The sequence below is a fragment of the Aeromonas sp. QDB34 genome (assembly GCF_027705405.1).
GTDB classification, from domain to species: Bacteria; Pseudomonadota; Gammaproteobacteria; order Enterobacterales; family Aeromonadaceae; genus Aeromonas; species Aeromonas hydrophila.
The window spans coordinates 225,310-250,618 of record NZ_JAPDBT010000001.1; the positions used below are offsets into that span (position 1 = coordinate 225,310).

The window sequence follows — 25,309 nt, forward strand, 5'->3', positions numbered from 1 at the left end:
TGCCTACCGTTTCGGGCCTTGCCTGCGTTGGCGCAATGAAAAGGGCCGTCATCACGGGATGACGGCCCTGTTCGGTCAAGGGGGGCTCAACGCCTGCGATAGAGGCCCGGATCCACCTCTTCATACTGGCTCACCAGATATTGGTAGAAGGCGAGACTGGAGGGGGAGCTCGGCTTTTTGAGCTCATCGGCCACCCGATCCGGCTTGGCGATGATGAACTTGGGACTCTGGCGCTTGAGGTCGGCCAGCACCCGTTCACGCACGTCGTAGGGTGGGTTGACGTTGGCAAAGAACAGGTAGGCGGAGGCCGGCTGGCGATCGGTCCAGAGGTAATATTGCGGCTGGATGCCATCCACCCAGATCTTGTCGGTGGGGCTGGTTTCGGCCTTGATCCGATCGACTCGTACCTGGGCCGGCGGGTTGAACGGCGTGCCCTTCAGGGTGCCTTCCCAGGCATTGTTGAGCAGCAGGGCCAACATGGCGAGCGAGGCGAGCCAGGGGGTGGCGCTGCGCACATCCCAGGCGCGCCACAGGGGCACCAGGATGAGCACCGGCAGGGCCCACAACAGGCTGTTGCCGAGCACTTCGCGCACCCGTTCCAGCGACCACTCCTTGGTACTCCAGCCATAACCCAGCTGCTGGGCCAAGAGCCAGCTGGCGGTCAGCACCACCAGCGAGATGCAGAGCAGGCCGAGGCCATCGGCCTGCTGTTCGCTGCGATCCAGCAGGCAGGCGAGCGGCAGCAGGGCCAGCGGCAGATAGAGCACATCGTAGTGATCGAACACGTGGCCGGAGACCGAGTTGGCGATCAGGGTGAAGATGACCCCAAACAGGGTGGCGCACAGGGCCGGCAGATACCACTCCTGACGGCGCCCCATCATCAGCACGATGAAGGCGGGCAACAGCATGATGAGGCCGGTGCGCAGCAGGCCGACGCTGCCCACATCCGGCGAGAAGCCGTTGCCGTAGCTCCCCTCGAAGAAGATGTCGAAGGCGTAGTATTTGAATTCGGCCAGCAGGTTGTGATGCTGGAAGTAGGCCAGCAGCGGGCCGCCGACGAGCGCCAGCCCCAGCAGGCTGGAGCAGAGCAGGGAGAGGGCGCAGCGCCACTGCTCGCGCAGGCACCAGTGGCAGAACAGCACCAGATACCAGGCACCCCAGAAGGCGCCGTTGTTGGTGCGCATCCAGGCGACGATGGCAAAGGTAAGCGCGGCCACCAGCGCCGGTCCCCAGCTGCAGCGCTTGTCCAGCAGCATGGTGATGAAGGCCCACTGTGCGATGAGGGCCAGATGGAACGTCCAGTCCTCGGTCATGTTGCCGTAGTAGTAGCGGGTGCCGTAGAGCGCCAGCACCGCCAGCATGCTGCCGAGCCGGGCCCGCAGCGAGAGGCCGAGCTGGCCGAACGCCTGCCAGCTGGCCAGCAGTCCCAGCCAGCAGAGTGCCCACTCCAGCAGCCAGATCCCGAAGAAGCCGCCAAGGCCGTAGCCGAGGGCGTCGAGGGCGAAGATCATGGGGCCCTTGATGTCGATCATGTCCCGGTAAAGCACGCCCCCTTCGCTCCACATCTTGCCCATCACTGCAAACAGCGAGGCGTCGAAGCCTGGCGCCATGCCGTGGAACAGCGGGTTGCGCAGGCAGAACAGCAAGGCCAGCAAGCCGGTGAGCAGGATCACCAGTGGCCGCAGGCCCGGATTGACGCGAGGAGGGGTAAAACGGATGGCATGATTCATGGGTGACCTGTTCCTGCTGGGAAGTCTCGAAAGCGGGCCTATCTTGCCGAGCCTGACAGCGCGATGCAATGGGCGAGGGGAATGTGCTTGAAATAATTTGTAAAAGTGCCGCTTTACGGCATGAAAGCGGCACGTTTTCTGACAAAACCGGCTAAAGCGATCTGGCGGGCCACCGCCAAGGGGCCCGGCAGATCCTTACCGGGTGGATGGCCCCTGATACTCCACCAGTGCCGGCGCAGCGGCGAGCTCGGGCAGATAGCGGGCCCAGCGGATGAAGGCATCCGCCAGGGTGATGCCGAGCTCCTGGTTGTGCTGGGTCAGGGTGCGGGCCAGTGCGGTATAGCCCTCCTTGCCGGAGGCGGTGTAGGCGCTGGAAACCCCCCGGTAGATGGCGTCGGCTTCGATCGGCTGCCACTGGCCGGGGGCGCGCTCCCACTCCAGCCGGGTGATCCGGCGCCCCTTGGGCTTGTCTGCCTGATAACAGAAGCGCACGCCGGCGGTATAGGGGAAGCTGCCGCTGCCATTGCCGGTCACGCCGTTGTTGGTGGCGTTGTCGATGGCCCCCTCCAGCGCCTCGGCCAGCTCATGACCGTGCACCCGATAGAGGGTGAGCGGGATGGCGAAGGGCAGCAGGCGGCCGGCGATGTCCGCCTCGCTGAGCGGTCCGGGTTCGAGGGAACAACGTACCCCGCCGGCATTGTGCAGGGCGAAGTCCACTTGGCCGACTTGCTCGCGGGCCCCGGCCAGCATGGCGCTGGCCACCAGGGGCGCCACCTGGCTGCCGGCCGGCAGGCTGGCATCGGGCAGCCGCTGGTGGTGCAGCGGCCCACCAAGGCGGGTCACGATGCGCTGGGTCATGGTCTCGAGCTCGGGCCGGTAGCGCTTGGCCAGCAGTTGCTCGAGCTCGGGCGCCGGCTCGCAAAAGTGCAGCCCGGCCGGCGGCGTCGAGGCAAACGGCCAGGGCTGCCAGGGCAGCCACTCCAGCTGGCCACGGCTGCGCGCTACCCGGCCGTGCTGGTCAAACGTCAGTTCGCACACCCCGAGGCAGAGGGCGCTGTGGGCGGCGTGCAGGATGGCGACGCCGTTTCGCATCAGCGGATAGCTGCCCTCGCTCGTCAGACCGAGCGGCGCCAGATCCCCCAGCTGGCTGTGGGTGTGGCCACCGATGATGAGGCTGAGCTCGGGGAAATGCTCGGCCAGCTGTTTGTCCTGCTCCAGCCCCAGGTGGCTCAGCAGGATGATGTGGCTGATGTCGGCGGCCTTGATCTCTGCCAGCGCGGCCTTCAGGGTCTGCTCGATGCCGTGAAAGCGGGTATGGGGATCGGGGCTGGCGATGGCGGCCATCTGCGGCAGCGTGATGCCGAGCAGGGCGAAGGGGACGCCGTCGATGCTGCGCTGGTACCAGGGACGGCTGGCATCATACAACTGGGGCAGGCCGCGCAGCCGCAGCGGGGCATCGGCCGGCTCCTGGCTGCTGTCGAGGTTGGCGGCCAGCACCGGAAAGTCGAGCTGGCGCAAAAATTCCACCAGCGGCCCGTTGCCCAGATCGAACTCATGATTGCCGATCACCATGGCGTCCGGTCGCAGCAGGCTCAGCAGGTCGGCGTTGGCCCGCCCCTTGAAGCGATTGAAATAGAGCGAGCCCTGAAAGGTGTCGCCGCCGTGCAGGAACAGGCAGGTCTGGCCCGCCGCGTCGGCTTGTCGGCGCAAGGCGTTGAGCCGGGTCAGGATGCGGGCGTAGCCACCACACTGGGTGCGCCACTCGGACTCGCCTTCAGGGGCGAAGCGCATGGGAGCGCCATCGAAATGGGAGTGGCAGTCACTGAAGTGGGCAAGTTGAACCGTAATACTCATCTCGGTCCTCCTTAGAGAAAAAAGAGCACCGAGTCTACTCCAATGGCGGGGGGAGATACCAGCCCGACGGCAGGCCGGGCTGATAGCGCGAGATAGAGGCGGGGCATCCGCTCAGGGAGCCCCGGTCAATTTAGGCGGGCACCATGATCTGGGTGGCGAGGATCACCACCAGCAAGCCGACCGCGACCGGCACCGAGGTGCGCTTGACCACTTCGAACGGAGAGAGGTTGCCCATCCCCGCACAGGCGACCACCACTCCGGAGACCGGCGAGATGGTGCGGCCCAGGTTGGAGGCCTGCAGCATGGGGATCACCAGGTAGGCGGGGTTGACGCCCAGACTGGTGGCCAGATGGGGAATAAGCTCCACGAAGGCGTAGAAGGGAGCGTTGCCGGACCCCGTGGTAAAGGCGGCCAGGGTGGTGATGACCACCAGCACCAGCATGATGACGATGCCGCCGGTACCAAAGCTCTGGGCCAGATCCAGGAGGTTGGCGATGAAGCCGAGCCCCATCAGGCCCTGGGCAAACACCCCGGCACCCACCAGCAGCATCACCACGCCGGCGAAGGCATCGGCCATGCTGCGCCAGCATACCTGCAGTCCGTCCAGCAGCTCTTTGCCGTTGCGCTTGCGGGCCAGCTCCAGCAGGGCGGCCAGCACCAGGCAGATGACAATGATGGTGACGATGTCGAGCTTGGGCCCGAGTTTGCCGTCAAACAGCAGCACCCCGATGATGGGAGTGAAGGGCAGGATGGCGTAGAAGCCGGGGGCATCGGTGATGAGATCGCTCGGGGCGACCGCCTCGTTGTGCTCGCCGGCCTTCTGATCCAGATAACGCTGCCAGAAGAAGTGAGTCACCGCCATGGCGGCGATGGCCACCAGCGAGATGGGCAGGGTCAGCTTGAAGGCAAAATCGAGCAGCTCCATGTTGGCGGCCTGGGCGGCCATCACCACGTCCCCGGAAGTGGGGGCCAGGATGATGGCGGCTGGTGAGGCGCACACCGCCGCCGCGGCGCCACGGGAGATCCCCATGTTGACCATCAGCGGGAACAGGGTGGCCATCAAGAGCACGCCGAGGCCGGTGGCGGAGCTCACCGCCAGCGACATGGCGCAGGCCACCAGATAGGCGGCAACCAGCAGGATGTAGGGGGACTTGATGATGCCAAGCGGCTTGCTGGCCAGCTTCACCAAAATGGTGTTGGCGCCGATGTGGCTCATGTAGCCGGCGAAGCCGCACAGCACCATGATCAGCATGCCGAGACCACCGCCCCGATCCACCAGCAGGAAGCGCACGTATTCGAAGATGTCGGTGGCCACGTGGCCGGTGGAGGTGACGCTGGTGGGCAGCACCGCCTTGCCCATCAGGGCGGTGATCGCCAGCAGCAGCAAGCCGCCGCTGAGCAACACCCCGGTGGCCGAATAGCCCTTGAAGATGTAGCGACCCACAGCCAGGGTGACCAGGGTGCCGATAAGGAGTTCCATCATAGAGTGAGTTCCTGAGTACGAATGAAGGTGGATGCATTCCTGGCGTCAACTTGGAGGTTAATCTGGCCAATCCCGAAATGTATCGACATAAAACTCGGCGATTATTATCCAATAAGGGGTATCTCACCATGATGTTGCGCATCACTTGTGATCTTGCTTGCAAATCAATGGCGGTGCGGGGTTGCGACTTGTCAACCTGACACTTAGGCTTTGTGACGGGAGTAGGTGACAGTCGCGGGGATCGCGGTTAATCTCCTGCTTCGAGTATTAATGCGTTGATTATTAATTAAAATAACAACCCCGCCAGCAACGAGGTCAAGGCAGCAGAGATGGGAATGGTCAGCAAAGTTTTCATGGTGGCATTGATGTTGTTTGCCGCCACGGCCGGGGCCGAGAGTTCCCATTACACCGGTATCAAGGCGGTGCCTGACATCAAGGTAGACTTTCAGTTTTATCGGGTTTCCGGGCCGGACGTGGCGAGCCTGGCGCGCCAGATGACCAGCGCGGGAACAGCCCGGGCCAACGGCCACATCGGCATGGCCAGTTACCAACTCTCCTGGCAGTTGCAGACCCGTCCCGAGGCGCAGCGCTGCGAGCTGGAGCAGGTCAGGGTCACCACCCGGATCAAGGTGATGGTACCGAACTGGATGGACAAGGCCAGGGCCTCCGCCGCCGAGCGCCAGAAGTGGGACAAGCTGGTGGCCGCCATGTTCGATTACGAGAGCCGCCACAAAGACATACTGCTGGAGAGCGTCAGCCAGCTCGGCATCCAGCTGGCGCAGCTGCCGGTGGAGCGCGACTGCGCCGCCCTGGAATATCAGGCCTGGCAGCGGGGGCAGGGGGTGCTGGCCAGCTCGCGCCAGCGTTTCAGCCAGTTGCAGCAGCAGACCGATCACGGTCGCAAGTTGGGCCTTAACTGGCCAAAGGGCATCTGAGCCCGACAGGATTTGAGCGAACAAAAAGGGCTCCCGCCGGGGAGCCCTTTTTGTTGTTGCGCCTTGCCGAGGACCTTATCGCTCACTGGAGCGACTTGCCCTTGAGCAGCTTGCGTACCCAGTAGCGGGCCGGGTGGAGCGCCTCCAGCAGATCGGCTGCCAGCGGCAGCGGATCGCCGCAGATCTCGCTGGCCAGCAGCTCGCCGCAAAGGGGCGCCGAGCAGAGCCCCCGTGAGCCGAGCGCCCCCAGCACATAGAGGCCGGGATGCAGCGGCAACGGCGCCGCGTTCTGCTGATCGCCCTGCAGTCCGGCGTAGTGATCTGCCAGGTTGGCCAAGCTGGCGACCGGCCCCGCCACCGGCAGGTGATCCCGGCTGGCACTGCGCACGCCGACCCGGGCCTGATTGCCACTCACATCCACCTCGGCGGGCCAGGCTTGCTGCGGCAGGCAGGCTTGCAGTCGCGCCTGGTTCTGGGCCTGCTCGTCGGTGCGAAACGCGAGGTCGGTCTGGTTGCGGCCATAGCTGGCACCGATGCAGTGGTGATCGTGGTGAGCCGGGGTGAGGTAGCCATCGTAACAGAGCACGGTGTTGAGCTTGCTCAAGCTCACCGAGGTCGGCACATGGCTCACCTGGCCGCGCACCGGGTAGAGCGGCAGCTCGGCACAGGGGATGAGTGCAGGCAACTGATGGCCGGCGGCCACCACCAGATTGGGGGCTTGCCAGTGGCGCCCGTCACGGCTCTCGATCAGCCAGCCATCGGCCTGTTCGGTCATGGCGACCACCTCGGTATTGAACGCCACCTCAAGCAGCCCGCTGGCCTGTGCCTCCTTGATGGCGGCGCGGGTGAGATCCGCCGGGCAGAGCCAGCCCCCCTGCGGGTAGCTGACGCCACCGTGACCGCAGGGCAGGCCGACCACTTGCTCAACCTCCGGCTCGGAAAGTACCTGCATCAGCTCGGGCGGGAAGGGGCCTTGCGCCATCTTGGCCAGCTTGGCGGCGGACTTGTCGTCATAGCCAAGCTGGGTGACGCCGCACAGCGAGAAGGCGACGGGGTGGCGCTCGGCCAGGGACAGCAGTCGGCTTCTGGCAAAGCCGAAGGCCAGCGAATAGAAGCGCGACAGGGCATCGTGCTCGCCGTTGAGCAGCGGGTAGAGGGCTCCCTGCCGGTTGCCGGAGGCGCCGGTCGCCGGCTCGTCATCCTGACACAAGAGCGTCACCTTGCGGCCTCGCTCCACCAAGGAGAGCGCGGTCATGGCCGAGGCGATGCCACCACCGATGAGGAGCACCTCGCCTGCGCGGCCGACGGGTCTGGCATACCAGGGGGCGATGGTCTGCTGTGGCTGTTTCTCTGCGCGCTCCCCGGCCAGCATCTCCCGCTTGCTGCCGTGTCCTTTCACCTTCTGCATGGCAAAACCGGCGGCAATCAGGCCGCGGCGCACGAAGCCGGCACAGGTAAAGGTGGCGATGGTGGCGTGGGGACGCGCGAGGCGGGCCAGGCCGTCGAACAATTCTTGCGTCCACATCTCCGGGTTCTTGGCGGGGGAGAAGCCATCCAGATACCAGGCGTCCACCAGCCCGTCTACCGGGTGGGGCACCTGGGGCAGCATCTCCTTGATGTCGCCAAACCAGAGATCGAGCCGGATCCGGCCGCCGGCAAAGAGCAGCCGATGACAGCCTGCGACGGGCAGCGGCCACTGCGCGATGAGGGGCTGGCTGAAGGTGGCAAGCTCTGGCCAGGCGGCCAGCGCCTTGCGCAGATCCTCCCGGGTCAGCGGGTATTTTTCGAAGCTGATGAAGTGGAGGCGGGCACCGTTGCCGGATTGGGGCGCCTGTTCCAGAAAGGCGGCCATTGTCGCCAGAAAGTTAAGACCTGTGCCGAAACCTGTCTCACCTATCACGAAAATGTCACTATCGTGATGCGAAAATCGCGCTGGCAGCCGATTTTGCTGCAAAAAGACGTAGCGGGTTTCACTTAGACCGTTATCATTGGAAAAGTACACATCCCCGAACTCACTGGAGACTGGAGTTCCCGCTTCATTCCAGTCCAATCGGGCATGATGTAAGGATGTTTGACTCACGTTTTCCTCTGCTCGCGTCACAAAATCGCGGGCATTCTACGTGAAAGCAGACCAGTTTGGCAGCCGAAAGCGGGTAGACTTGGCGCCAGTTTTTCCAGACGAGATGAATTAATGAGAAGAGCAGTGATCACCGGTATCGGCGTCATCTCCAGTATCGGCAACAACAAGGAAGAAGTGCTGGCCTCCCTGAAAGCAGGCAAATCTGGCATCACCTATTCCGAGCAGTTCGAACAGTACAACCTGCGCAGCCGTGTCTGGGGTAACATCAAACTCGACCCGTCTGAACTGATCGACCGTAAAGTCATGCGTTTCATGGGCGATGCAGCGGCTTATGCCTATCTCTCCATGCAACAGGCCATCGAAGACGCCGGTTTGCCGGAAGAGATGGTGTCCAACGAGCGTTCCGGTATCGTGACCGGCTCCGGTGGCGCCTCCGGCAAGAACACCTCCGAGTCTGCGGATATCGCCCGCGAGAAGGGCGTCAAGCGTGTGGGCCCCTACATGGTGCCGCGCACCATGTCCTCCACCACTTCCGCCTGCCTGGCCACCCCGTTCAAGATCAAGGGTGTCAACTACACCATCAGCTCCGCCTGCGCCACCTCTGCCCACTGCATCGGTCACGCTCTGGAACTGATCCAGCTCGGCAAGCAGGACATCGTCTTCGCCGGCGGCGGCGAGGAGCTGGACTGGTCTTCCACCATCCAGTTCGATGCCATGGGCGCCCTGTCCACCAAGTACAACGACACCCCGGAAAAAGCCTCCCGTACCTATGATGCGGATCGCGACGGTTTCGTCATCTCCGGTGGCGGCGGCATCCTGGTGGTCGAGGAGCTGGAACATGCCCTGGCCCGTGGTGCCCACATCTATGCCGAGATCACCGGTTACGGTGCCACCTCCGATGGCTACGACATGGTCGCGCCGAGCGGTGAAGGCGCGGTGCGTTGCATGAAGATGGCGATGCAGGGTGTCGGCAAGGTGGATTACATCAACACCCACGGTACCTCCACTCCGGTCGGTGACACCAAGGAGCTGGAAGCCATCCAGACGCTGTTTGGCAGCAATGCGCCCAAGCTCTCCGCCACCAAGGCCATGACCGGTCATGCCCTGGGTGCTGCCGGCGTGCACGAGGCCGTCTACTCCCTGTTGATGATGGAACACGGCTTCATCGCCCCCAGCATCAACATCGAGACTCTGGACGAGAAGGCCGAAGGCCTGCCCATCGTGCGCGCGTACGAAGAGGCCGAGCTCAATACCGTCATGTCCAACAGCTTCGGCTTTGGCGGGACCAACGCCTCCCTGGTGTTCAGCAAGTTCAAGGCTTGATGAGCCTACCATGAGTCGAAAAAAAGGCGCCGCAAGGCGCCTTTTTCATTGGGGGGTCGTCAGCCCCGTTGCGGCAGCGGCAGTCGCATGTAGGTCGCGCCCTCGCCATATTCGGTGAGGGACTTGCGGGTGCTGGCCGGCTGGAAGCCCTGCTTGCGCCAGAAGGCAGGCGCATCCTGCACCGCCACCAGACCGGCATGCTCGAACCCTTCGTCTGCAGCAAACGCGAGGGCGGTGGCGAGCAGCCGCTGCCCTATGCCCTTGCCGCGGGCCTGCCGTGAGACGGCGAGATCGTGCAGATAGAACTCGTCGTTGCCGGCCAGGCGCTGAAAGGGGACGGAGAGGGGCGGGGGCTGGTGGGCACGCCAGGGGTGGCAGAGCAGGTAGCCCAGCACCTGGCCCTGATGTTCGGCCACCCAGCAGCAGGCGGGGGCCAGTTCGGCCTTGTTGCTCATGACTTCGATGGGCTCAGGATCCAGCTGGTGATAACACTCGTCCTGAATGGCCATGATGGCGGGCCAGTCGTTGGCCCGGGTCGTGCGGATCTTGATCATAGTGGTAGGGCATGGCTGCCCGAAAACGCTGATTAAACAATGGATTCGTCAACCAGCGTACCAGAACCGGGTCATGAACTGAACAGGCATCTCCAAATGATGCCTATCTTGATCAGCGCGCCACCTGTTTGCTGACGACCTTGATGAGCTGGTAGCGCAGGGAAGGGGCATCAGCCGGCACATCGGTGAGCTGTTCCTTGCTGACGGTCAGCTGATAGCGGTAGCCGGATTCAAACTGAAAGCCTTCAATCTGCTGATAGAACAGGGTCCAGGGCTGCTGCTCGTCGCTGCGCACCTGCATGCACTGCATGGGGCCGACGCCGACGCAGTGTACCAGCTGGCTGTTGACGTAGAGGGTCTCGCCTGCGGTTGGCGTGGGGGCGCTTTGACAGGCGCTGAGCAGCAGGGCGGCAGCGGCGCTGAGGAACAGTGGTCTCATGATGAACTCCTTCGATGGAAAGGGGGGCATTAGAGCGGCAAATAAAAAGGCGGTCAATGACCGCCTTTGTAACAAAAAATCTGAAACCCGTGACTCAACGCTGGTCGAGCGGGGTGAACTCGCGCTGCGGCTGACCGGTATAGAGCTGACGCGGACGGCCGATCTTCTGATCCGGATCCGAGTGCATTTCGTTCCAGTGGGCAATCCAGCCGATGGTACGGGAGATGGCGAAGATCACGGTGAACATGGACATGGGGATGCCGATGGCCTTCATGATGATGCCGGAGTAGAAGTCCACGTTCGGGTAGAGCTTCTTCTCGATGAAGTAGGGGTCGGAGAGCGCGATACGCTCCAGCTCCATGGCCACGTCCAGCAGCGGATCCTTTATCTGCAGCTCGGTCAGTACCTCGTGACAGGTTTCGCGCATCACGGTGGCACGGGGGTCGTGGTTCTTGTAGACCCGGTGGCCGAAGCCCATCAGACGGAACGGATCGTTCTTGTCCTTGGCCTTGGCGATGTACTCAGGGATGCGGTCAACCGAGCCGATCTCCTCGAGCATCTTGAGGCAGGCTTCGTTGGCACCACCGTGGGCCGGTCCCCACAGGGAGGCGATCCCCGCGGCGATACAGGCAAACGGGTTGGCGCCGGAGGAGCCGGCCAGACGCACGGTGGAGGTGGAGGCGTTCTGCTCGTGGTCCGCATGCAGGGTGAAGATGCGGTCCATGGCGCGCTCGACGATGGGGTTGACCTTGTACTCTTCGGTCGGCACGCCAAACATCATGTGCAGGAAATTGCCGGCATAGGAGAGGGCGTTACGCGGCTGCATAAACGGCTGACCGATGGAGTACTTGTAGCACATGGCTGCCAGGGTCGGCATCTTGGAGAGCAGACGGAAGGCGCAGATCTCGCGGTGCTCTTCGTTGTTGATGTCGAGGGCATCGTGATAGAAGGCGGAGAGCGCACTGACCACGCCGCACATGACGGCCATGGGGTGAGCGTCGCGACGGAAGCCGCGGAAGAAGAAGGCAATCTGCTCGTGCACCATGGTGTGGCGGGTGACCAGACGTTCGAATTCCGTGTACTGCGCCTTGGTGGGCGCCTCGCCGTACAGCAGGATGTAGCAGACTTCCAGATAGCTGGCCTGGGTGGCCAACTGGGCGATGGGGTAACCACGGTGCAGCAAGACACCCTGATCGCCATCTATGTATGTAATGGATGATTTGCAAGAACCGGTTGCCATAAAACCGGGGTCGAAGGTGAAGTACCCTTGCGCGCCCAGTTTTCTGACATCGATCACGTCGGGTCCGACAGTTCCTGACAGGATCGGGAGTTCTACCGGGTCTTTACCGGGTAGATGTAGGGTGGCTATCTTATCAGCCATAGCACGTCTCCTTTGCTCTTTTATAATTTGATTCCAGCTCTACTTTATTACGAGTTTGATGACGCTGGCAAAGGTTCTGACCCGTACCAGGGCGGCTGGAGCGCCTTATTTGAAACAGAGTTCAGGGCTGTTGTCAATTTTGCTGGATGATCATTAATGATTTGTTAAATGAGTTGTGAGATCTGGTTTACGGTTTTGGGTTTTCTTTGTAGCTAATTGATTGTCATTGGTTAAGCCCGCCGATATACTGCGCCTCGTGGGTGATGGCTGTCGGTGTTTGAAACGCTTTCGCAAAGCTAGATGTGATATTGAAAATGTTATTTTTGGCTTTCCTGAGTTGTTTTGGTAACAAAAACCTAACAAATGCCACTCCATGCCCTCATAAGCGTGTAAAAACAATAACTAACGTGCTCAATGGAGCTGAGTGGGCAAAGCCGTGAAAAATAAACAGAGACCTGTAAACCTCGACCTACAGACGATCAGCTTTCCTGTCACCGCCATCGCTTCCATCTTGCATCGTGTCTCAGGGGTCATCACCTTTGTGGCGCTCTCAATCTTGCTGTGGATGCTTGGTACTTCACTCGCCTCTCCCGAAGGATTTGAGACCGTGGTGTCCATCATGGACAACTTTCTGGTCAAATTCGTGCTGTGGGGGATCCTGACTGCGCTGGCTTACCACATTGTGGGCGGACTGCGTCACCTGGTCATGGACATGGGCTATTGGGAAGAGCTGGAATCCGGTAATCAGAGTGCCCGTGTGGCCTTCGTGATCACCGCGGTTTTGGCGGTATTGGCGGGGGTACTGGTATGGTAACCAATTCTGCAACCTTCGGGCGCAGCGGCGTTCACGATTACATCCTGATCCGCGCCACCGCCCTCATCATGACCTGTTATGTCCTCTATCTGGTTGGCTTTGTCGCGTTCAACGACATCAGCTACGAGGTGTGGACCGGCTTCTTCGCCAAAACCTTCACCAAGGTGTTCACCCTGTTGGCGCTGCTGTGCGTACTGATCCACGCCTGGATCGGTCTGTGGCAGGTGCTGACCGACTATATCAAGCCGGTGGGGTTGCGCGGTGCGCTGCAATTTGCCCTGGTAGTGGTGCTGTTCGTCTACCTGATGACCGGCTTCGTTGTACTGTGGGGGGTGTAAGGTGACTATTCCAACTCGTGAATTTGATGCGGTGGTGATCGGTGCCGGTGGCGCCGGCATGCGCGCCGCGCTGCAGATTGCCCAATCCGGCAAGAGCTGCGCTCTGTTATCCAAGGTATTCCCGACCCGTTCTCACACGGTTTCTGCCCAGGGCGGGATCACGGTTGCGCTGGGCAATGCCCACGACGACAACTGGCAGTGGCACATGTACGACACCGTCAAGGGCTCCGATTACATCGGTGATCAGGAAGCCATTGAATATATGTGCAAGACCGGCCCCGAGGCCGTCTATGAACTGGAGAACATGGGCCTGCCCTTCTCCCGCTTCGACAACGGTACCGTCTATCAGCGCCCGTTTGGTGGCCAGTCCAAGAATTTCGGTGGCGAGCAGGCGGCCCGTACCGCGGCGGCAGCCGACCGTACCGGTCACGCCCTGCTGCACACCCTCTATCAGCAGAACGTCAAGAACAAGACCACCGTCTTCTCCGAGTGGTATGCGCTGGATCTGGTGAAGAACCAGGACGGCCACATCGTTGGCTGTACCGCCATCGACATGGAGAGCGGTGAAGTCGTCTACTTCAAGGCCAAGGCCACCGTACTGGCCACCGGCGGCGCCGGTCGCATCTACCAGTCCACCACCAACGCCCATATCAACACCGGTGACGGCGTCGGCATGGCGCTGCGCGCCGGGGTCGGCGTGCAGGACATGGAGTTCTGGCAGTTCCACCCGACCGGCATCGCCGGGGCAGGGGTGCTGGTGACCGAAGGGTGCCGCGGTGAAGGCGGCTACCTGCTCAATAAAGACGGCGAGCGCTTCATGGAGCGTTATGCGCCGAACGCCAAGGATCTGGCTGGTCGCGACGTGGTGGCCCGTTCCATCATGATCGAGATCCGCGAAGGTCGCGGCTGTGACGGTCCCTGGGGCCCGCACATCAAGCTCAAGCTGGATCACCTCGGCAAAGAGGTGCTGGAATCCCGTCTGCCGGGCATCTGCGAGCTCTCTCGCACCTTCGCCCACGTGGATCCGGTCAAAGAGCCGATTCCGATTATCCCGACCTGCCACTACATGATGGGCGGCGTGCCGACCAACGTGAACGGTCAGTGCCTGACCCAGGACAAGGACGGCAACGACGTGCCGGTGGTCGGTCTGTTTGCGGTGGGCGAAATCGCCTGCGTCTCGGTGCACGGTGCCAACCGTCTGGGCGGCAACTCGCTGCTGGACCTGGTGGTATTTGGCCGCGCCGCCGGCATGCACCTGGTCAACACCCTGAGCGAGATGGAGCACGGCCGCGCCGCCTCCGACGCCGATATCGACGCCGCGCTGTCCCGCTTCAACCGCTGGGAAAATTGCCGTGACGGTGAAGATCCGGTGCAGATCCGCAAGGACCTGCAGCGCTGCATGCAGAACAACTTCTCCGTATTCCGGGAAGGCGATGCCATGGCCGAAGGGCTGGCCGAGCTGAAACTCATCCGCGAGCGCCTCAAGAACGCCCGTCTGGACGACACCTCCAAGGAGTTCAACACCCAGCGCATCGAGTGCCTGGAGCTGGACAACCTGATGGAGACGGCTTATGCCACCGCGGTGGCTGCCAACTTCCGTACCGAGAGCCGGGGCGCCCACAGCCGCTTCGATTTCCCGGAGCGTGACGATGAGAGCTGGCTGTGCCACAGCCTCTATCATCCGGACACCGAGTCCATGACCCGTCGCGCTGTCAACATGTCACCCAAGACCCGTGAGGCGTTCCCGCCCAAGGTCCGGACTTACTGATTGCGGAGCTAGCCCTATGAACGTCACATTCTCTGTCTACAGATACAATCCGGATGTTGATAACGTCCCCCATATGAAGGAATATCGTCTTGATATTCCTGAAGGTTCCGACATGATGGTGCTCGACGCACTGATCCAGCTCAAAGAGCTGGATCCCACGCTCGCCTTCCGCCGCTCTTGCCGCGAAGGGGTCTGTGGATCTGACGGTCTCAACATGAATGGCAAGAACGGTCTTGCCTGCATCACCCCGCTCTCCGATCTGCTGAAGAAGGGCAATAACGTCGTTATCCGCCCCTTGCCAGGCCTGCCGGTGATCCGTGATCTGGTGATCGACATGACCCAGTTCTACACCCAGTGGGAGAAGGTCAAACCTTTCCTCATCAACGATGAAAAATTGCCGCCGGTGCGTGAGCACCTGCAATCCCCCGAAGAGCGCGCCAAGCTGGATGGCCTGTACGAGTGTATTCTCTGTGCCTGCTGCTCCACCTCTTGCCCCTCCTTCTGGTGGAACCCGGACAAGTTCATCGGCCCGGCCGGTCTGCTCGCCGCCTATCGCTGGCTGGCGGACAGCCGCGATACCGCGGCTACCGATCGACTGGGTAATCTGGATGACGCCTTCAGCGTGTTCCGTTGCCACGGCATCATGAACTGCGTGAACGTCTGTCCCAAGGGCTTGAACCCGACCAAGGCCATCGGTCAGATCAAGTCGATGCTGCTCAATCGGGCTGTTTAGTATCAGGGCCAGGGCGTCACGCGCCAGGCCCGACTTCTGGATAGCTATCCACCACCATGGCTGGATGGCTATTTAAACCCTACAAGCTGCGCTGCAGTGAACAAGATGTACAAGGGATAGAAATGCATAACGGCGTGATGAAGGCCTGGTTGGAGTCATCTCACCTGGCTGGTGCGAATGCAAGCTATATTGAGGATTTGTACGAATCCTTCCTGGAAGACCCCGAGTCCGTAGCCGAAGAGTGGCGCAGCCTGTTTAGCTCGCTGCCCCAGGTCAATGGCCATGCGATAGAACAACCTCACTCCCGAGTCCGCGATTATTTCCGTCGCCTGGCCAAGGATCCCTCCCGCTACAGTGCCCCCGTCTCCGATCCGCAAGTGGATGCCAAGCAGGTGCGGGTATTGCAGCTGATCAACGCCTTCCGCTTCCGTGGCCATCAAAACGCCAATCTGGATCCGCTCGGCCTCTGGGCGCGTGAAACCGTTGCCGAACTGGATCCCGCGTTTCACAATCTGCAGGGCGCAGACATGGAGGCCACCTTCAACGTGGGCTCCTATGCCATCGGTCGCGAGACCATGGTGCTCTCCGATCTGTATGCCTCGCTGAAAAAAACCTACTGCGGCAGCATCGGTGCCGACTACATGCACCTCACCTCCACCGAGGAGAAGCGCTGGCTGCAACAGCGTCTCGAATCCATCGAAGGGACGGGCAGCTACACCCTGGAAGAGAAGACCCGCTTCCTCGAGAGCCTGACCGCCGCCGAAGGGCTGGAAAAATACCTGGGCGCCAAGTTCCCGGGGGCCAAGCGTTTCTCCCTAGAAGGGGGCGATGCCATGGTGCCCATGCTCAAGGAGCTGATCCGCCGCGCCGGTGAGCAGGGCTGCAAAGAGGCCGTCATCGGCATGGCCCACCGCGGCCGTCTCAACGTGCTGATCAACGTGCTGGGCAAGCGCGCCCAGGACCTGTTCGACGAGTTTGCCGGCAAACACGGCGAATCCTGGGGCACGGGTGACGTGAAGTACCACATGGGCTTCTCGTCCGACTTCGCCACCCCGGGCGGCAACGTCCACCTGGCGCTCGCCTTCAACCCGTCTCACCTCGAAATCGTCAACCCTGTGGTCATCGGCTCGGTCCGTGCCCGCATGGACCGCCGTGGTGACAAGGACGGCTCGACCGTACTGCCCATCACCATCCACGGCGACTCGGCCATGGCCGGTCAGGGCGTGGTGGCCGAGACCTTCAACATGTCCCAGACCCGTGCCTATGGCGTGGGCGGGACCGTGCGCATCGTCATCAACAACCAGGTGGGCTTCACCACCTCTTACATCCGTGACCTGCGCTCCACCGAATATTGTACCGACATCGCCAAATCCGTGCAGGCCCCCGTGCTGCACGTCAACGGCGATGACCCGGAAGCCGTGGTGCTGGTGACCCAGATTGCCCTGGATTACCGCAACACCTTCAAGCGCGACGTGGTGATCGAGCTGGTCTGCTACCGTCGCCACGGTCACAACGAGGCCGACGAGCCGAGTGCGACCCAGCCGCTGATGTACCAGAAGATCAAACAGCACCCGACCCCGCGCAAGATCTACGCCGACCAGCTGGTGGCGGAAGGCAGCATCAGTCAGGAGCTGGCCACTTCCCTGGTCAACGAATATCGCGAGACCCTGGATCGCGGTGAGCGGGTGAGCAAGGAGTGGCGGCCGATGGAACTGCACTCCGTCGACTGGACCCCTTATCTCGGTCACGACTGGGCCATGGCCTATGACAGCACAGTGCCGATGGATCATCTGAAGTCCCTCGGCGAGCGCATCAGCCAGTACCCGGCCACCCACGTGCTGCAGCGCCAGGTCGAGAAGATCTACGAAGACCGCCGCCTGATGGCCGCCGGCGAAAAGCTGCTGGACTGGGGCTTTGCCGAGACCCTGGCCTACGCCACCCTGGTGGACAAGGGCTCGCGCATCCGCTTCACCGGGGAAGACTCCGGCCGTGGCACCTTCTTCCATCGCCACGCCGTGCTGCACAGCCAGACCGATGCCAGCACCTACACCCCGCTGTGCAACCTGCACGACGAGCAGGGCCCGTTCGAGGTGTACGACTCGGTGCTGACCGAGAACGCAGTCCTGGCGTTCGAATATGGCTACGCCAGCGCCGAGCCGGCCGGCCTCACCATCTGGGAAGCCCAGTTCGGTGACTTCGCCAACTGTGCCCAGGTGGTGGTGGATCAGTTCCTCTCCTCCGGCGAGCAGAAGTGGGGCCGGATGTGCGGCCTGACCATGCTGCTGCCGCACGGCTACGAGGGGCAGGGCCCGGAGCACTCCTCCGCCCGTCTGGAGCGCTATCTGCAAATGTGCGCCCAGCACAACATGCAGGTGTGCGTACCGTCCACCCCGGCGCAGGTGTTCCACATGCTGCGCCGCCAGGTGGTACGTCCGATGCGCCGTCCGCTCATCGTGATGACGCCCAAATCCCTGCTGCGCCATCCGCTGGCGGTGAGCAAGCTCGAAGAGCTGGCCGAAGGTACCTTCCAGAACGCCATCGGCGAGATCGATGCGCTGGATCCGAAGGGCGTCAAGCGCGTGGTGTTCTGCTCCGGCAAGGTCTACTACGACCTGCTCGATGCCCGTCGCAAGGCCGAGCAGCAAGATGTGGCGCTGGTGCGAATTGAGCAGCTCTACCCCTTCCCGGAAGAGGAAGTGCGCGCCATCCTGGCCGACTACAGCCATGTCACCGACTTCGTCTGGTGTCAGGAAGAGCCGCAGAACCAGGGCGCCTGGTACTGCACCCGTCATCATTACGACAGCGTGCTGCCAAGCCATGCCCGTCTGCGTTATGCCGGTCGCCCGGCGTCGGCTTCACCGGCCGTCGGTTACATGTCAGTCCACGCCAAGCAGCAAAAAGCCCTGGTGGAAGACGCGCTGACCCTGGAATAAACCCGTTGCGAAGGAGAGGGCTCGCCGCTGCGCCGACCCTCTCCTACTCTGGAACAAGCCTGCTGGCCAAGAAGTAACAAGGAACTGATTAGATGACTATCGAGATCAAAGTACCGGACCTGCCGGAATCAGTGGCGGATGCCACCATCGCCACCTGGCACAAGAAACCGGGTGATCTGGTTGCCCGTGATGAAGTGCTGGTTGACATCGAGACCGACAAGGTCGTGCTGGAAGTGCCGGCGCCGGAAGCCGGCGTGCTGGGTGACATCCTGCAAAGCGAAGGGGCCACCGTGCTCTCCCGCCAGCTGATCGCCATGCTCAAGCCTGCCCCGGTGGCCGGCGAAGAGACCAAGGAGAAGCCGGTCGAAGCGGTGGCCGATGACGCTGCCGATGGCCTGAGCCCCTCCGTGCGCCGCCTGGTGGCCGAGCACGACATCGACGTTGCCAAGCTGACCGGTACTGGCAAGGGCGGTCGCGTCACCAAGGAAGACGTGGAAGCCTTCATCAAGGGTGGCAACAAGCTTGCCGCCGCACCGGTTGCCGCTGCGGCCCCGGCTGCACCGGTCGCTCCGCTGGCCGGTCGCACCGAAAAGCGCGTGCCCATGACCCGTCTGCGCAAGCGCATCGCCGAGCGTCTGCTGGAGGCCAAGAACACCACCGCCATGCTGACCACTTTCAACGAGATCAACATGGCGCCCATCATGAAGCTGCGCAAGCAGTACGGCGAGATCTTCGAGAAGAAGCACGGCATCAAGCTCGGCTTCATGTCCTTCTACGTGAAGGCGGTGGTGGAATCCCTCAAGCGCTACCCGGAAGTGAACGCGGCGCTGGACGGTGACGACATCGTCTACCACAACTACTTCGACGTCAGCATCGCCGTCTCCACCCCCCGTGGTCTGGTGACCCCGGTGCTGCGTGACTGCGACAACATGAGTCTGGCCGACATCGAGAAGGCCATCAAAGACCTGGCCGGCAAGGGCCGTGACGGCAAGCTGACCGTGGATGAACTGACTGGCGGCAACTTCACCATCACCAACGGTGGCGTGTTCGGTTCCCTGATGTCCACCCCGATCATCAACCCGCCCCAGAGCGCCATTCTGGGTATGCACAAGATCCAGGACCGCCCCATGGCCGTCGACGGCAAGGTCGAGATCCTGCCGATGATGTACCTGGCGCTCTCCTACGATCACCGCATCATCGACGGCCGCGAGTCGGTGGGCTTCCTGGTCTCCATCAAGGAGCTGCTGGAAGATCCGACCCGTCTGCTGCTGGACGTCTAAAGAAATCGGCCGGACCGGCAAGCCCTCTGGCTTGACGGCTCGCGCCACAAGCTTGCCGCCGGACTTCCCGTTCGGCGGCAAGCGGGGGCCAACCCGGCCCCGACGGAACGTCTGAGTGAAAGTGAAATTAGAAAGATAACGAGGGGTCGCCTTGGCCCCTTTCACAGGGGATTGAGAAACACGAGCCCCGGACGGAAATACCTACAACACGGATAGAGCATCTATGAATCTGCATGAATATCAGGCAAAACAGCTGTTTGCCGAGTATGGCCTGCCGGTCTCCGAAGGTTATGCCTGTGCCACCCCGCAGGAAGCGGCCGAAGCGGCCGACAAGATTGGCGGCAACACCTGGGTCGTCAAGTGCCAGGTCCACGCCGGTGGCCGCGGTAAAGCGGGCGGCGTCAAGCTGGCCAAGAGCAAGGACGAGATCCGTGCCTTCGCCCAGAACTGGCTCGGCAAGAACCTGGTGACCTATCAGACTGACGCCAACGGTCAGCCGGTCACCAAGATCCTGGTGGAATCTTGCACCGACATCGCCAAGGAGCTCTATCTGGGCGCCGTGGTTGACCGTGGTTCGCGCCGCGTGGTCTTCATGGCCTCTACCGAAGGTGGCGTGGAGATTGAGAAAGTCGCCCACGAAACCCCGGAACTGATTCACAAAGCCGCCATCGATCCGCTGGTTGGCCCGCAGCCTTATCAGGCGCGCGAGCTGGCCTTCAAACTGGGTCTGGTTGGCGAGCAGATCAAGCAGTTCACCAAGATCTTCATGGGTCTGGGCCAGATGTTCCTGGACTGCGACTTCGCCCTGCTGGAAATCAACCCGCTGGTGATCACCGCCCAGGGCAACCTGCACTGCCTGGACGGCAAGATCAACATCGACGCCAACGCCCTGTACCGTCAGCCCAAGCTGCGCCAGATGCACGATCCGTCCCAGGATGACCCCCGCGAAGCGCACGCCGCCCAGTGGGAGCTGAACTATGTGGCGCTCGATGGCAACATCGGCTGCATGGTCAACGGCGCAGGCCTGGCCATGGGCACCATGGACATCGTCAACCTGCACGGCGGCTCACCGGCCAACTTCCTGGACGTCGGCGGCGGCGCCACCAAGGAGCGGGTGACCGAGGCGTTCAAGATCATCCTCTCCGACAGCAAGGTACAAGCCGTGCTGGTCAACATCTTCGGTGGCATCGTGCGCTGCGACATGATCGCGGAAGGCATCATCGGCGCCGTCAAGGAAGTAGGGGTGAAAGTGCCCGTGGTGGTGCGTCTGGAAGGCAACAACGCCGAACTGGGTGCCCGTAAACTGGCCGACAGCGGCCTCAATATCATCGCCGCAACGAGTCTGACTGACGCAGCTCAGCAAGTGGTAAAAGCAGCGGAGGCCAAATAATGAGCGTTCTGATCAACAAAGACACCAAGGTGATCTGCCAGGGCTTTACCGGCGGTCAGGGCACTTTCCACTCCGAACAGGCGATTGCCTACGGTACCCAGATGGTCGGCGGCGTGTCGCCGGGCAAGGGTGGCACCACTCACCTGGGCCTGCCGGTGTTCAACACCGTCCGTGACGCCGTGGAAGCCACCGGCGCCACCGCCTCCGTCATCTATGTACCGGCCCCGTTCTGCAAGGACGCCATCCTGGAAGCCATCGATGCCGGCATCAAGCTCATCGTCACCATCACCGAAGGTATCCCGACCCTGGACATGCTGGACGTCAAGGTGAAGCTGCAGGAGACCGGTGTGCGCATGATCGGGCCCAACTGCCCGGGCGTCATCACCCCGGGTGAGTGCAAGATCGGCATCATGCCGGGCCACATCCACAAGCCGGGCAAGGTGGGCATCGTCTCCCGCTCCGGCACCCTGACCTATGAAGCGGTCAAGCAGACCACGGACGAGGGCTTCGGCCAGTCCACCTGTGTCGGCATCGGTGGCGACCCCATCCCGGGTTCCAATTTCATCGACATCCTGGAGATGTTCCAGAATGACCCGCAGACCGAAGCCATCGTGATGATCGGCGAGATCGGCGGCAACGCCGAGGAAGACGCGGCGGCCTACATCAAGGCCCACGTCACCAAGCCGGTGGTCTCCTACATCGCGGGCGTCACCGCCCCGGCTGGCAAGCGCATGGGTCATGCGGGCGCCATCATCGCCGGTGGTAAAGGCACCGCGGCCGAGAAATTTGCCGCCCTGGAAGATGCCGGCGTGAAAACCGTGCGCTCCCTGGCCGATATCGGCAAAGCCCTGCGTGAAGTGACCGGCTGGTAATTCTTTTCAGCCCGTTATCTCTAATTGAAAATGCCGCCTTAGGGCGGCATTTTTTATGGCAGTAGCCTGTAGATGTGCTTCCAAGCGGCAGCCATTAAATGCTACTTGTGCTGGTTCCGATACAAAATGGAAAATTGGCTACCTGTTTACAGATTTGATGTAGATAACTCATTTTCCAAAATCACAGCCAATCGTCAAGAAATAGCTCTTGCCCATTCAGTATTATGTGATAGGTTTTATCATTGATGGCTGCTAAGAAAATTTCGAGGTTCTGCAGAGTGAAAGATGAAATACAACATTTTTTAGGTTTGAATGGTATCCCATTTCATGATATTCCTGACAGTGACGAGATATATTTTCAGCGTGACTATCAAGGAACATGGCTACCTGTTAAGGTAGATAACTTCTACCAGATTGACGATTTATGTGTGAAACTCCATAATTCTTTGGCTGAGAAAGTATTTGGAAGTAACGAAGAATACTGGAATTTCTTACGGGGAGCACCAGAACTACTTTCAACTGCCGGGATGAACTCGGAATGTTCCCTATCAAAGACGGATTTAGAAAGTGTTCTTCAAAGGCTTACACCGTATTTTCCTGTTAACAAAGCACTTTATCTTTATGACTGTAGAAAGCTCATTTCTGGCATACAGGAATGCAGCAAAGAAGTATTTCAACTTCAAGGTGAGTTCTATCAGGCATTTAATTTAGAGGAGCTTTTCATTCCTGCCGTAGTAGAAGAAGATGGCGTTAGATGGGTAACATCACCGATCGTAACCAAAATATTTGCACTGCTTGGTTTTATATATATCCGATTACACAGCCTTCTTGATTATTCAACTAAGCTGGCTATAGAGATTGAAAATCTTAAAACAGATTTTTCAAGATATCCACGTCTATCTTCTAAGGGAAAGCTTTACAGTGATCGAAGAATGGTTTCTTTCAATGGCAGGAATGGAACTCTATTCGAAAAATGTTCAGAATTAAATGAGGTAGAGGCAACAAGAAATCATATCGTTCACGATGGTTTGATTGATGACATGCCAAAGATATACAAGGTGGTGTTAAATGGGAAATGCATTGAAAAATACATTCTGTTTCCTGACATGACTAATGAAGGGAGGCTTGATGCATTTAGTAATCGAAACTTATTTTATGGTGGAGAGGACAAAATAAATCTGCGCTTGCCAACTCTTATTTCTAATATTCAGGTTCGTTTGGTTAAAACATTGCAGCCATTATTGGATAGTATAAGCAGAAATTGACAAATTCTTTATTGGTTATTCAGATGATGGTTCATGATTCATCTAAGCTGGCATTGCTTCCCAGAGTTGTACATGCCCACCAGCCTTGAAAAATCGGGCCATAGGGCGTATAACCACGCGCTTGTCAGTGTATTGAGTGAGCCAACTTTTATGCAGCAGAGTGAACCCGTGCAGAACGCCCCCTTTTGGCAGGTAAAAAGCCTGCAACAGATGACCATGACGGAGTGGGAGTCCCTGTGCGACGGCTGCGGCAAGTGCTGCCTGAACAAGCTGATCGACGAGGACACCGAGGAGCTGGTGTTCACCAACGTGGCCTGCAACCTGCTCAATACCAAGACCTGCCAGTGCTCCGATTACGGCAACCGCTTTAAAAAAGAACCGGACTGCCTGCAGATCACCCACGACAAGATTGCCGAATATGACTGGCTGCCTTCTACCTGTGCCTATCGCCTGCTGGCGGAGGGGCAGAGTCTGCCAGAGTGGCATCCGCTTATCACCGGCAGCCGCAGCGCCATGCACCAGGCCGGTCAGTCGGTGCGCGGAAAGGTGGTGCACGAAGTGGATGCCGGCGACTGGATCGATCACATCATTACCTGGGCCAGCTAACGCCGGCCTGTCTATCGGGCCAGTCGTCGAGCCAAACTGCGAAGGGGCAGGGGAGTCATCACTCTCCTGCCCCTTCGGCTTTCTGGCTTCTTCCGAAGCACTGCGAAGGCGCCTATTTGTCCGCCTTGCCCGCCGCATCCGCCAACCGGGCCAGCTGTTTGTCGTACCAGGCCACCGGGCGGTTTTCATCTTCCGCCCGCTCCTTGCGCCGGATGGCATTGCGCACCGCCATAGCCCCCAGCCAGCGAAACGGCTCGGGTGGAAAATAGCCGCGCGGGCCGCTGACCAGCGCGCACTCGCGCCACGGCTTGTCCTCCTCCCGCACTTCATCGCGCACCAGGGCCGCCAGGATCTGGCCGCCCATCCAGCTCTGCGCCACCCCGTTGCCAGAATAGCCGAGGCCATAGACGATATTGGGCTGCCCTCGCCAGTGGCCGAAGAAGGGGAGGCCATCTACCGAGCGGTCGGAGGCGCCGCACCAGCTGGCAGCGATGGGCACCTCGTTGAGCGCTGGAAAGAAGCGGCGCAGGGTGCGGGTGAGGGGGGCAAGATAACGGCTCGGCGCATCAAACTCGGCCAGATGGCGGTTGGCAAAGGCGAAGGTGTTGCCCCCCTTGCCCAGCATCAGTCGTCCTTGCGGGGTCGAGCGGTAGTAATGCACAAAGGTGCGGCCATCCACCACGGAGCGGCCGTGCGCAAGCTGCTGGGCGGCCAGTGCATCCGGCGCGGGGTCGGTGATCACCATATCGGAGGAGACCAGCACGATACTGCGGCGAAACTCGCGAAAGTGCTGCACCATGGCGCTGTTGAGGGCCAGCACCACCTTGCGGGCACGCACCTCGCCCTGCGCTGTTTGCACCCGCGCCGGCTGGCCCGCCTCAAGGCGCTGCATGGGGGAGTGTTCATAAACCTCGACCCCCAGCTCCCGCGCCACCCGCAGCAGGCCGCGCACCAACAGTGCCGGTTGCACCGAACCCGCGTGCGGGCTGTAGAGCCCCTCCAGATGAACGTGGGAGCCGCTTTGGCTTGCCAGTTCACCCTCTGCAATTGCCTGCCACTGGTTAAGGCCGGCGTGTTTCAGCTCCCGCAATACCGGCTCCATCAGGCCGCGCTGGGCCTCGCTGGTGGCGGTGTAGCAGGTGCCCTCGATCCTCAGCTGCGCCTCTATGTTGTGTTGTTCGCAGAAGCGGGCGATCTCGTGCACCGCCTGCTCCGAGGTGCGCACCAGCCAGGCCGCCTGCTGCTCGCCAAAGAGGCGCTTTAAGGTCAGGTATTTGGCCGACCAGGTGAGCAGGCAGCCGCCGTTGCGCCCGGAGGCGCCGCTGCCGCACAGGTCTTTTTCCAGCACCAGGATGCGCAAGTGTGGCTCGGCCTGTTTAAGGGCGATGGCGCTCCAGAGCCCGGTAAAGCCGCCGCCGACGATGCAGACATCGGCCTCGTGGTGGCCGACCAGGGGCGTGGGGGGCGCGGGCTGTTCGGCGGTGAGCGCCTCGGCCAGCCAGAAGGGGAGAGTGGACATGATGACTCCTCG

General features: G+C 61.1%; 20 protein-coding genes. 12 read left to right on the plus strand and 8 right to left on the minus strand.

What is annotated here, in order from left to right; translation table 11 throughout:
• Nucleotides 1–86 precede the first annotated feature (86 nt).
• From OKC29_RS01115 to dcuC, 3 genes are all read right to left on the minus strand, one after another.
• A complete protein-coding gene (locus OKC29_RS01115) occupies nt 87–1,730 on the minus strand; it encodes a hypothetical protein (RefSeq protein ID WP_029303209.1) in 1,644 nt (547 codons plus the stop codon).
• A 195-nt stretch (nt 1,731–1,925) separates the two neighbouring features.
• On the minus strand, nt 1,926–3,584 hold the full coding sequence (locus OKC29_RS01120) for a bifunctional metallophosphatase/5'-nucleotidase (protein WP_073349996.1): 1,659 nt from the start codon (nt 3,582–3,584) through the stop codon (nt 1,926–1,928).
• A gap of 130 nt (nt 3,585–3,714) precedes the next feature.
• Nucleotides 3,715–5,067, minus strand: coding sequence for an anaerobic C4-dicarboxylate transporter DcuC (dcuC, locus tag OKC29_RS01125; protein WP_016350497.1), 1,353 nt, complete (start codon nt 5,065–5,067; stop codon nt 3,715–3,717).
• 335 nt (nt 5,068–5,402) lie between these two features.
• Here dcuC and OKC29_RS01130 point away from each other — a divergent pair, with 335 nt between their 5' ends.
• Complete coding sequence (locus OKC29_RS01130; protein ID WP_162275670.1) at nt 5,403–6,002, plus strand: DUF922 domain-containing Zn-dependent protease; 600 nt, start codon at nt 5,403–5,405, stop codon at nt 6,000–6,002.
• 82 nt (nt 6,003–6,084) lie between these two features.
• Here OKC29_RS01130 and mnmC read toward each other — a convergent pair whose 3' ends face one another.
• Nucleotides 6,085–8,103: a bifunctional tRNA (5-methylaminomethyl-2-thiouridine)(34)-methyltransferase MnmD/FAD-dependent 5-carboxymethylaminomethyl-2-thiouridine(34) oxidoreductase MnmC gene (gene mnmC, locus OKC29_RS01135; RefSeq protein WP_174892442.1), complete on the minus strand. Its 2,019-nt coding sequence runs from the start codon at nt 8,101–8,103 to the stop codon at nt 6,085–6,087.
• Nucleotides 8,104–8,193: 90 nt separating this feature from the next.
• Between mnmC and fabB the strand changes: the two genes are divergently transcribed.
• Nucleotides 8,194–9,405, plus strand: coding sequence for a beta-ketoacyl-ACP synthase I (fabB, locus tag OKC29_RS01140; RefSeq protein WP_049048645.1), 1,212 nt, complete (start codon nt 8,194–8,196; stop codon nt 9,403–9,405).
• Nucleotides 9,406–9,464: 59 nt separating this feature from the next.
• Here fabB and OKC29_RS01145 read toward each other — a convergent pair whose 3' ends face one another.
• From OKC29_RS01145 to OKC29_RS01155, 3 genes are all read right to left on the minus strand, one after another.
• Nucleotides 9,465–9,959 (minus strand): GNAT family N-acetyltransferase, encoded by a 495-nt coding sequence (locus tag OKC29_RS01145; protein WP_073350000.1) that lies wholly within the window; start codon nt 9,957–9,959, stop codon nt 9,465–9,467.
• 112 nt (nt 9,960–10,071) lie between these two features.
• The gene (locus OKC29_RS01150; RefSeq protein ID WP_073350002.1) at nt 10,072–10,398 is read right to left on the minus strand and encodes a DUF4377 domain-containing protein; all 327 of its coding nucleotides are present in this window, start codon (nt 10,396–10,398) and stop codon (nt 10,072–10,074) included.
• A 94-nt stretch (nt 10,399–10,492) separates the two neighbouring features.
• On the minus strand, nt 10,493–11,779 hold the full coding sequence (locus tag OKC29_RS01155; protein WP_005300205.1) for a citrate synthase: 1,287 nt from the start codon (nt 11,777–11,779) through the stop codon (nt 10,493–10,495).
• 424 nt (nt 11,780–12,203) lie between these two features.
• Between OKC29_RS01155 and sdhC the strand changes: the two genes are divergently transcribed.
• From sdhC to OKC29_RS01205, 10 genes are all read left to right on the plus strand, one after another.
• Nucleotides 12,204–12,593, plus strand: coding sequence for a succinate dehydrogenase cytochrome b556 subunit (gene sdhC / locus OKC29_RS01160; protein WP_011705795.1), 390 nt, complete (start codon nt 12,204–12,206; stop codon nt 12,591–12,593).
• On the plus strand, nt 12,587–12,931 hold the full coding sequence (sdhD, locus tag OKC29_RS01165; RefSeq protein WP_011705796.1) for a succinate dehydrogenase, hydrophobic membrane anchor protein: 345 nt from the start codon (nt 12,587–12,589) through the stop codon (nt 12,929–12,931). The genes sdhC and sdhD overlap by 7 nt, the downstream gene beginning before the upstream one ends.
• Nucleotide 12,932: 1 nt before the next feature.
• Nucleotides 12,933–14,699, plus strand: coding sequence for a succinate dehydrogenase flavoprotein subunit (gene sdhA / locus OKC29_RS01170; protein ID WP_011705797.1), 1,767 nt, complete (start codon nt 12,933–12,935; stop codon nt 14,697–14,699).
• A gap of 16 nt (nt 14,700–14,715) precedes the next feature.
• On the plus strand, nt 14,716–15,432 hold the full coding sequence (locus OKC29_RS01175; RefSeq protein ID WP_011705798.1) for a succinate dehydrogenase iron-sulfur subunit: 717 nt from the start codon (nt 14,716–14,718) through the stop codon (nt 15,430–15,432).
• 122 nt (nt 15,433–15,554) lie between these two features.
• Nucleotides 15,555–18,365 carry a 2-oxoglutarate dehydrogenase E1 component gene (gene sucA / locus OKC29_RS01180; protein WP_162275671.1) on the plus strand — a complete coding sequence of 937 codons (2,811 nt, stop codon included), beginning with the start codon at nt 15,555–15,557 and terminating at the stop codon, nt 18,363–18,365.
• A 92-nt stretch (nt 18,366–18,457) separates the two neighbouring features.
• Nucleotides 18,458–19,645, plus strand: a complete 1,188-nt coding sequence (gene odhB / locus OKC29_RS01185; RefSeq protein ID WP_073350006.1) for a 2-oxoglutarate dehydrogenase complex dihydrolipoyllysine-residue succinyltransferase — start codon at nt 18,458–18,460, stop codon at nt 19,643–19,645.
• 223 nt (nt 19,646–19,868) lie between these two features.
• Entirely contained in the window at nt 19,869–21,035 is a 1,167-nt protein-coding gene (gene sucC / locus OKC29_RS01190; protein WP_016350506.1) for an ADP-forming succinate--CoA ligase subunit beta, read from the plus strand.
• Nucleotides 21,035–21,907, plus strand: coding sequence for a succinate--CoA ligase subunit alpha (sucD, locus tag OKC29_RS01195; protein ID WP_005300222.1), 873 nt, complete (start codon nt 21,035–21,037; stop codon nt 21,905–21,907). Before sucC ends, sucD begins: the two co-directional genes overlap by 1 nt.
• A 278-nt stretch (nt 21,908–22,185) precedes the next feature.
• Entirely contained in the window at nt 22,186–23,172 is a 987-nt protein-coding gene (locus tag OKC29_RS01200; protein ID WP_270668761.1) for a hypothetical protein, read from the plus strand.
• Nucleotides 23,173–23,322: 150 nt separating this feature from the next.
• The gene (locus OKC29_RS01205) at nt 23,323–23,778 is read left to right on the plus strand and encodes a YcgN family cysteine cluster protein (protein WP_005300228.1); all 456 of its coding nucleotides are present in this window, start codon (nt 23,323–23,325) and stop codon (nt 23,776–23,778) included.
• A gap of 112 nt (nt 23,779–23,890) precedes the next feature.
• Here OKC29_RS01205 and OKC29_RS01210 read toward each other — a convergent pair whose 3' ends face one another.
• Nucleotides 23,891–25,297 carry an FAD-dependent oxidoreductase gene (locus tag OKC29_RS01210; RefSeq protein ID WP_073350009.1) on the minus strand — a complete coding sequence of 469 codons (1,407 nt, stop codon included), beginning with the start codon at nt 25,295–25,297 and terminating at the stop codon, nt 23,891–23,893.
• Nucleotides 25,298–25,309 lie beyond the last annotated feature (12 nt).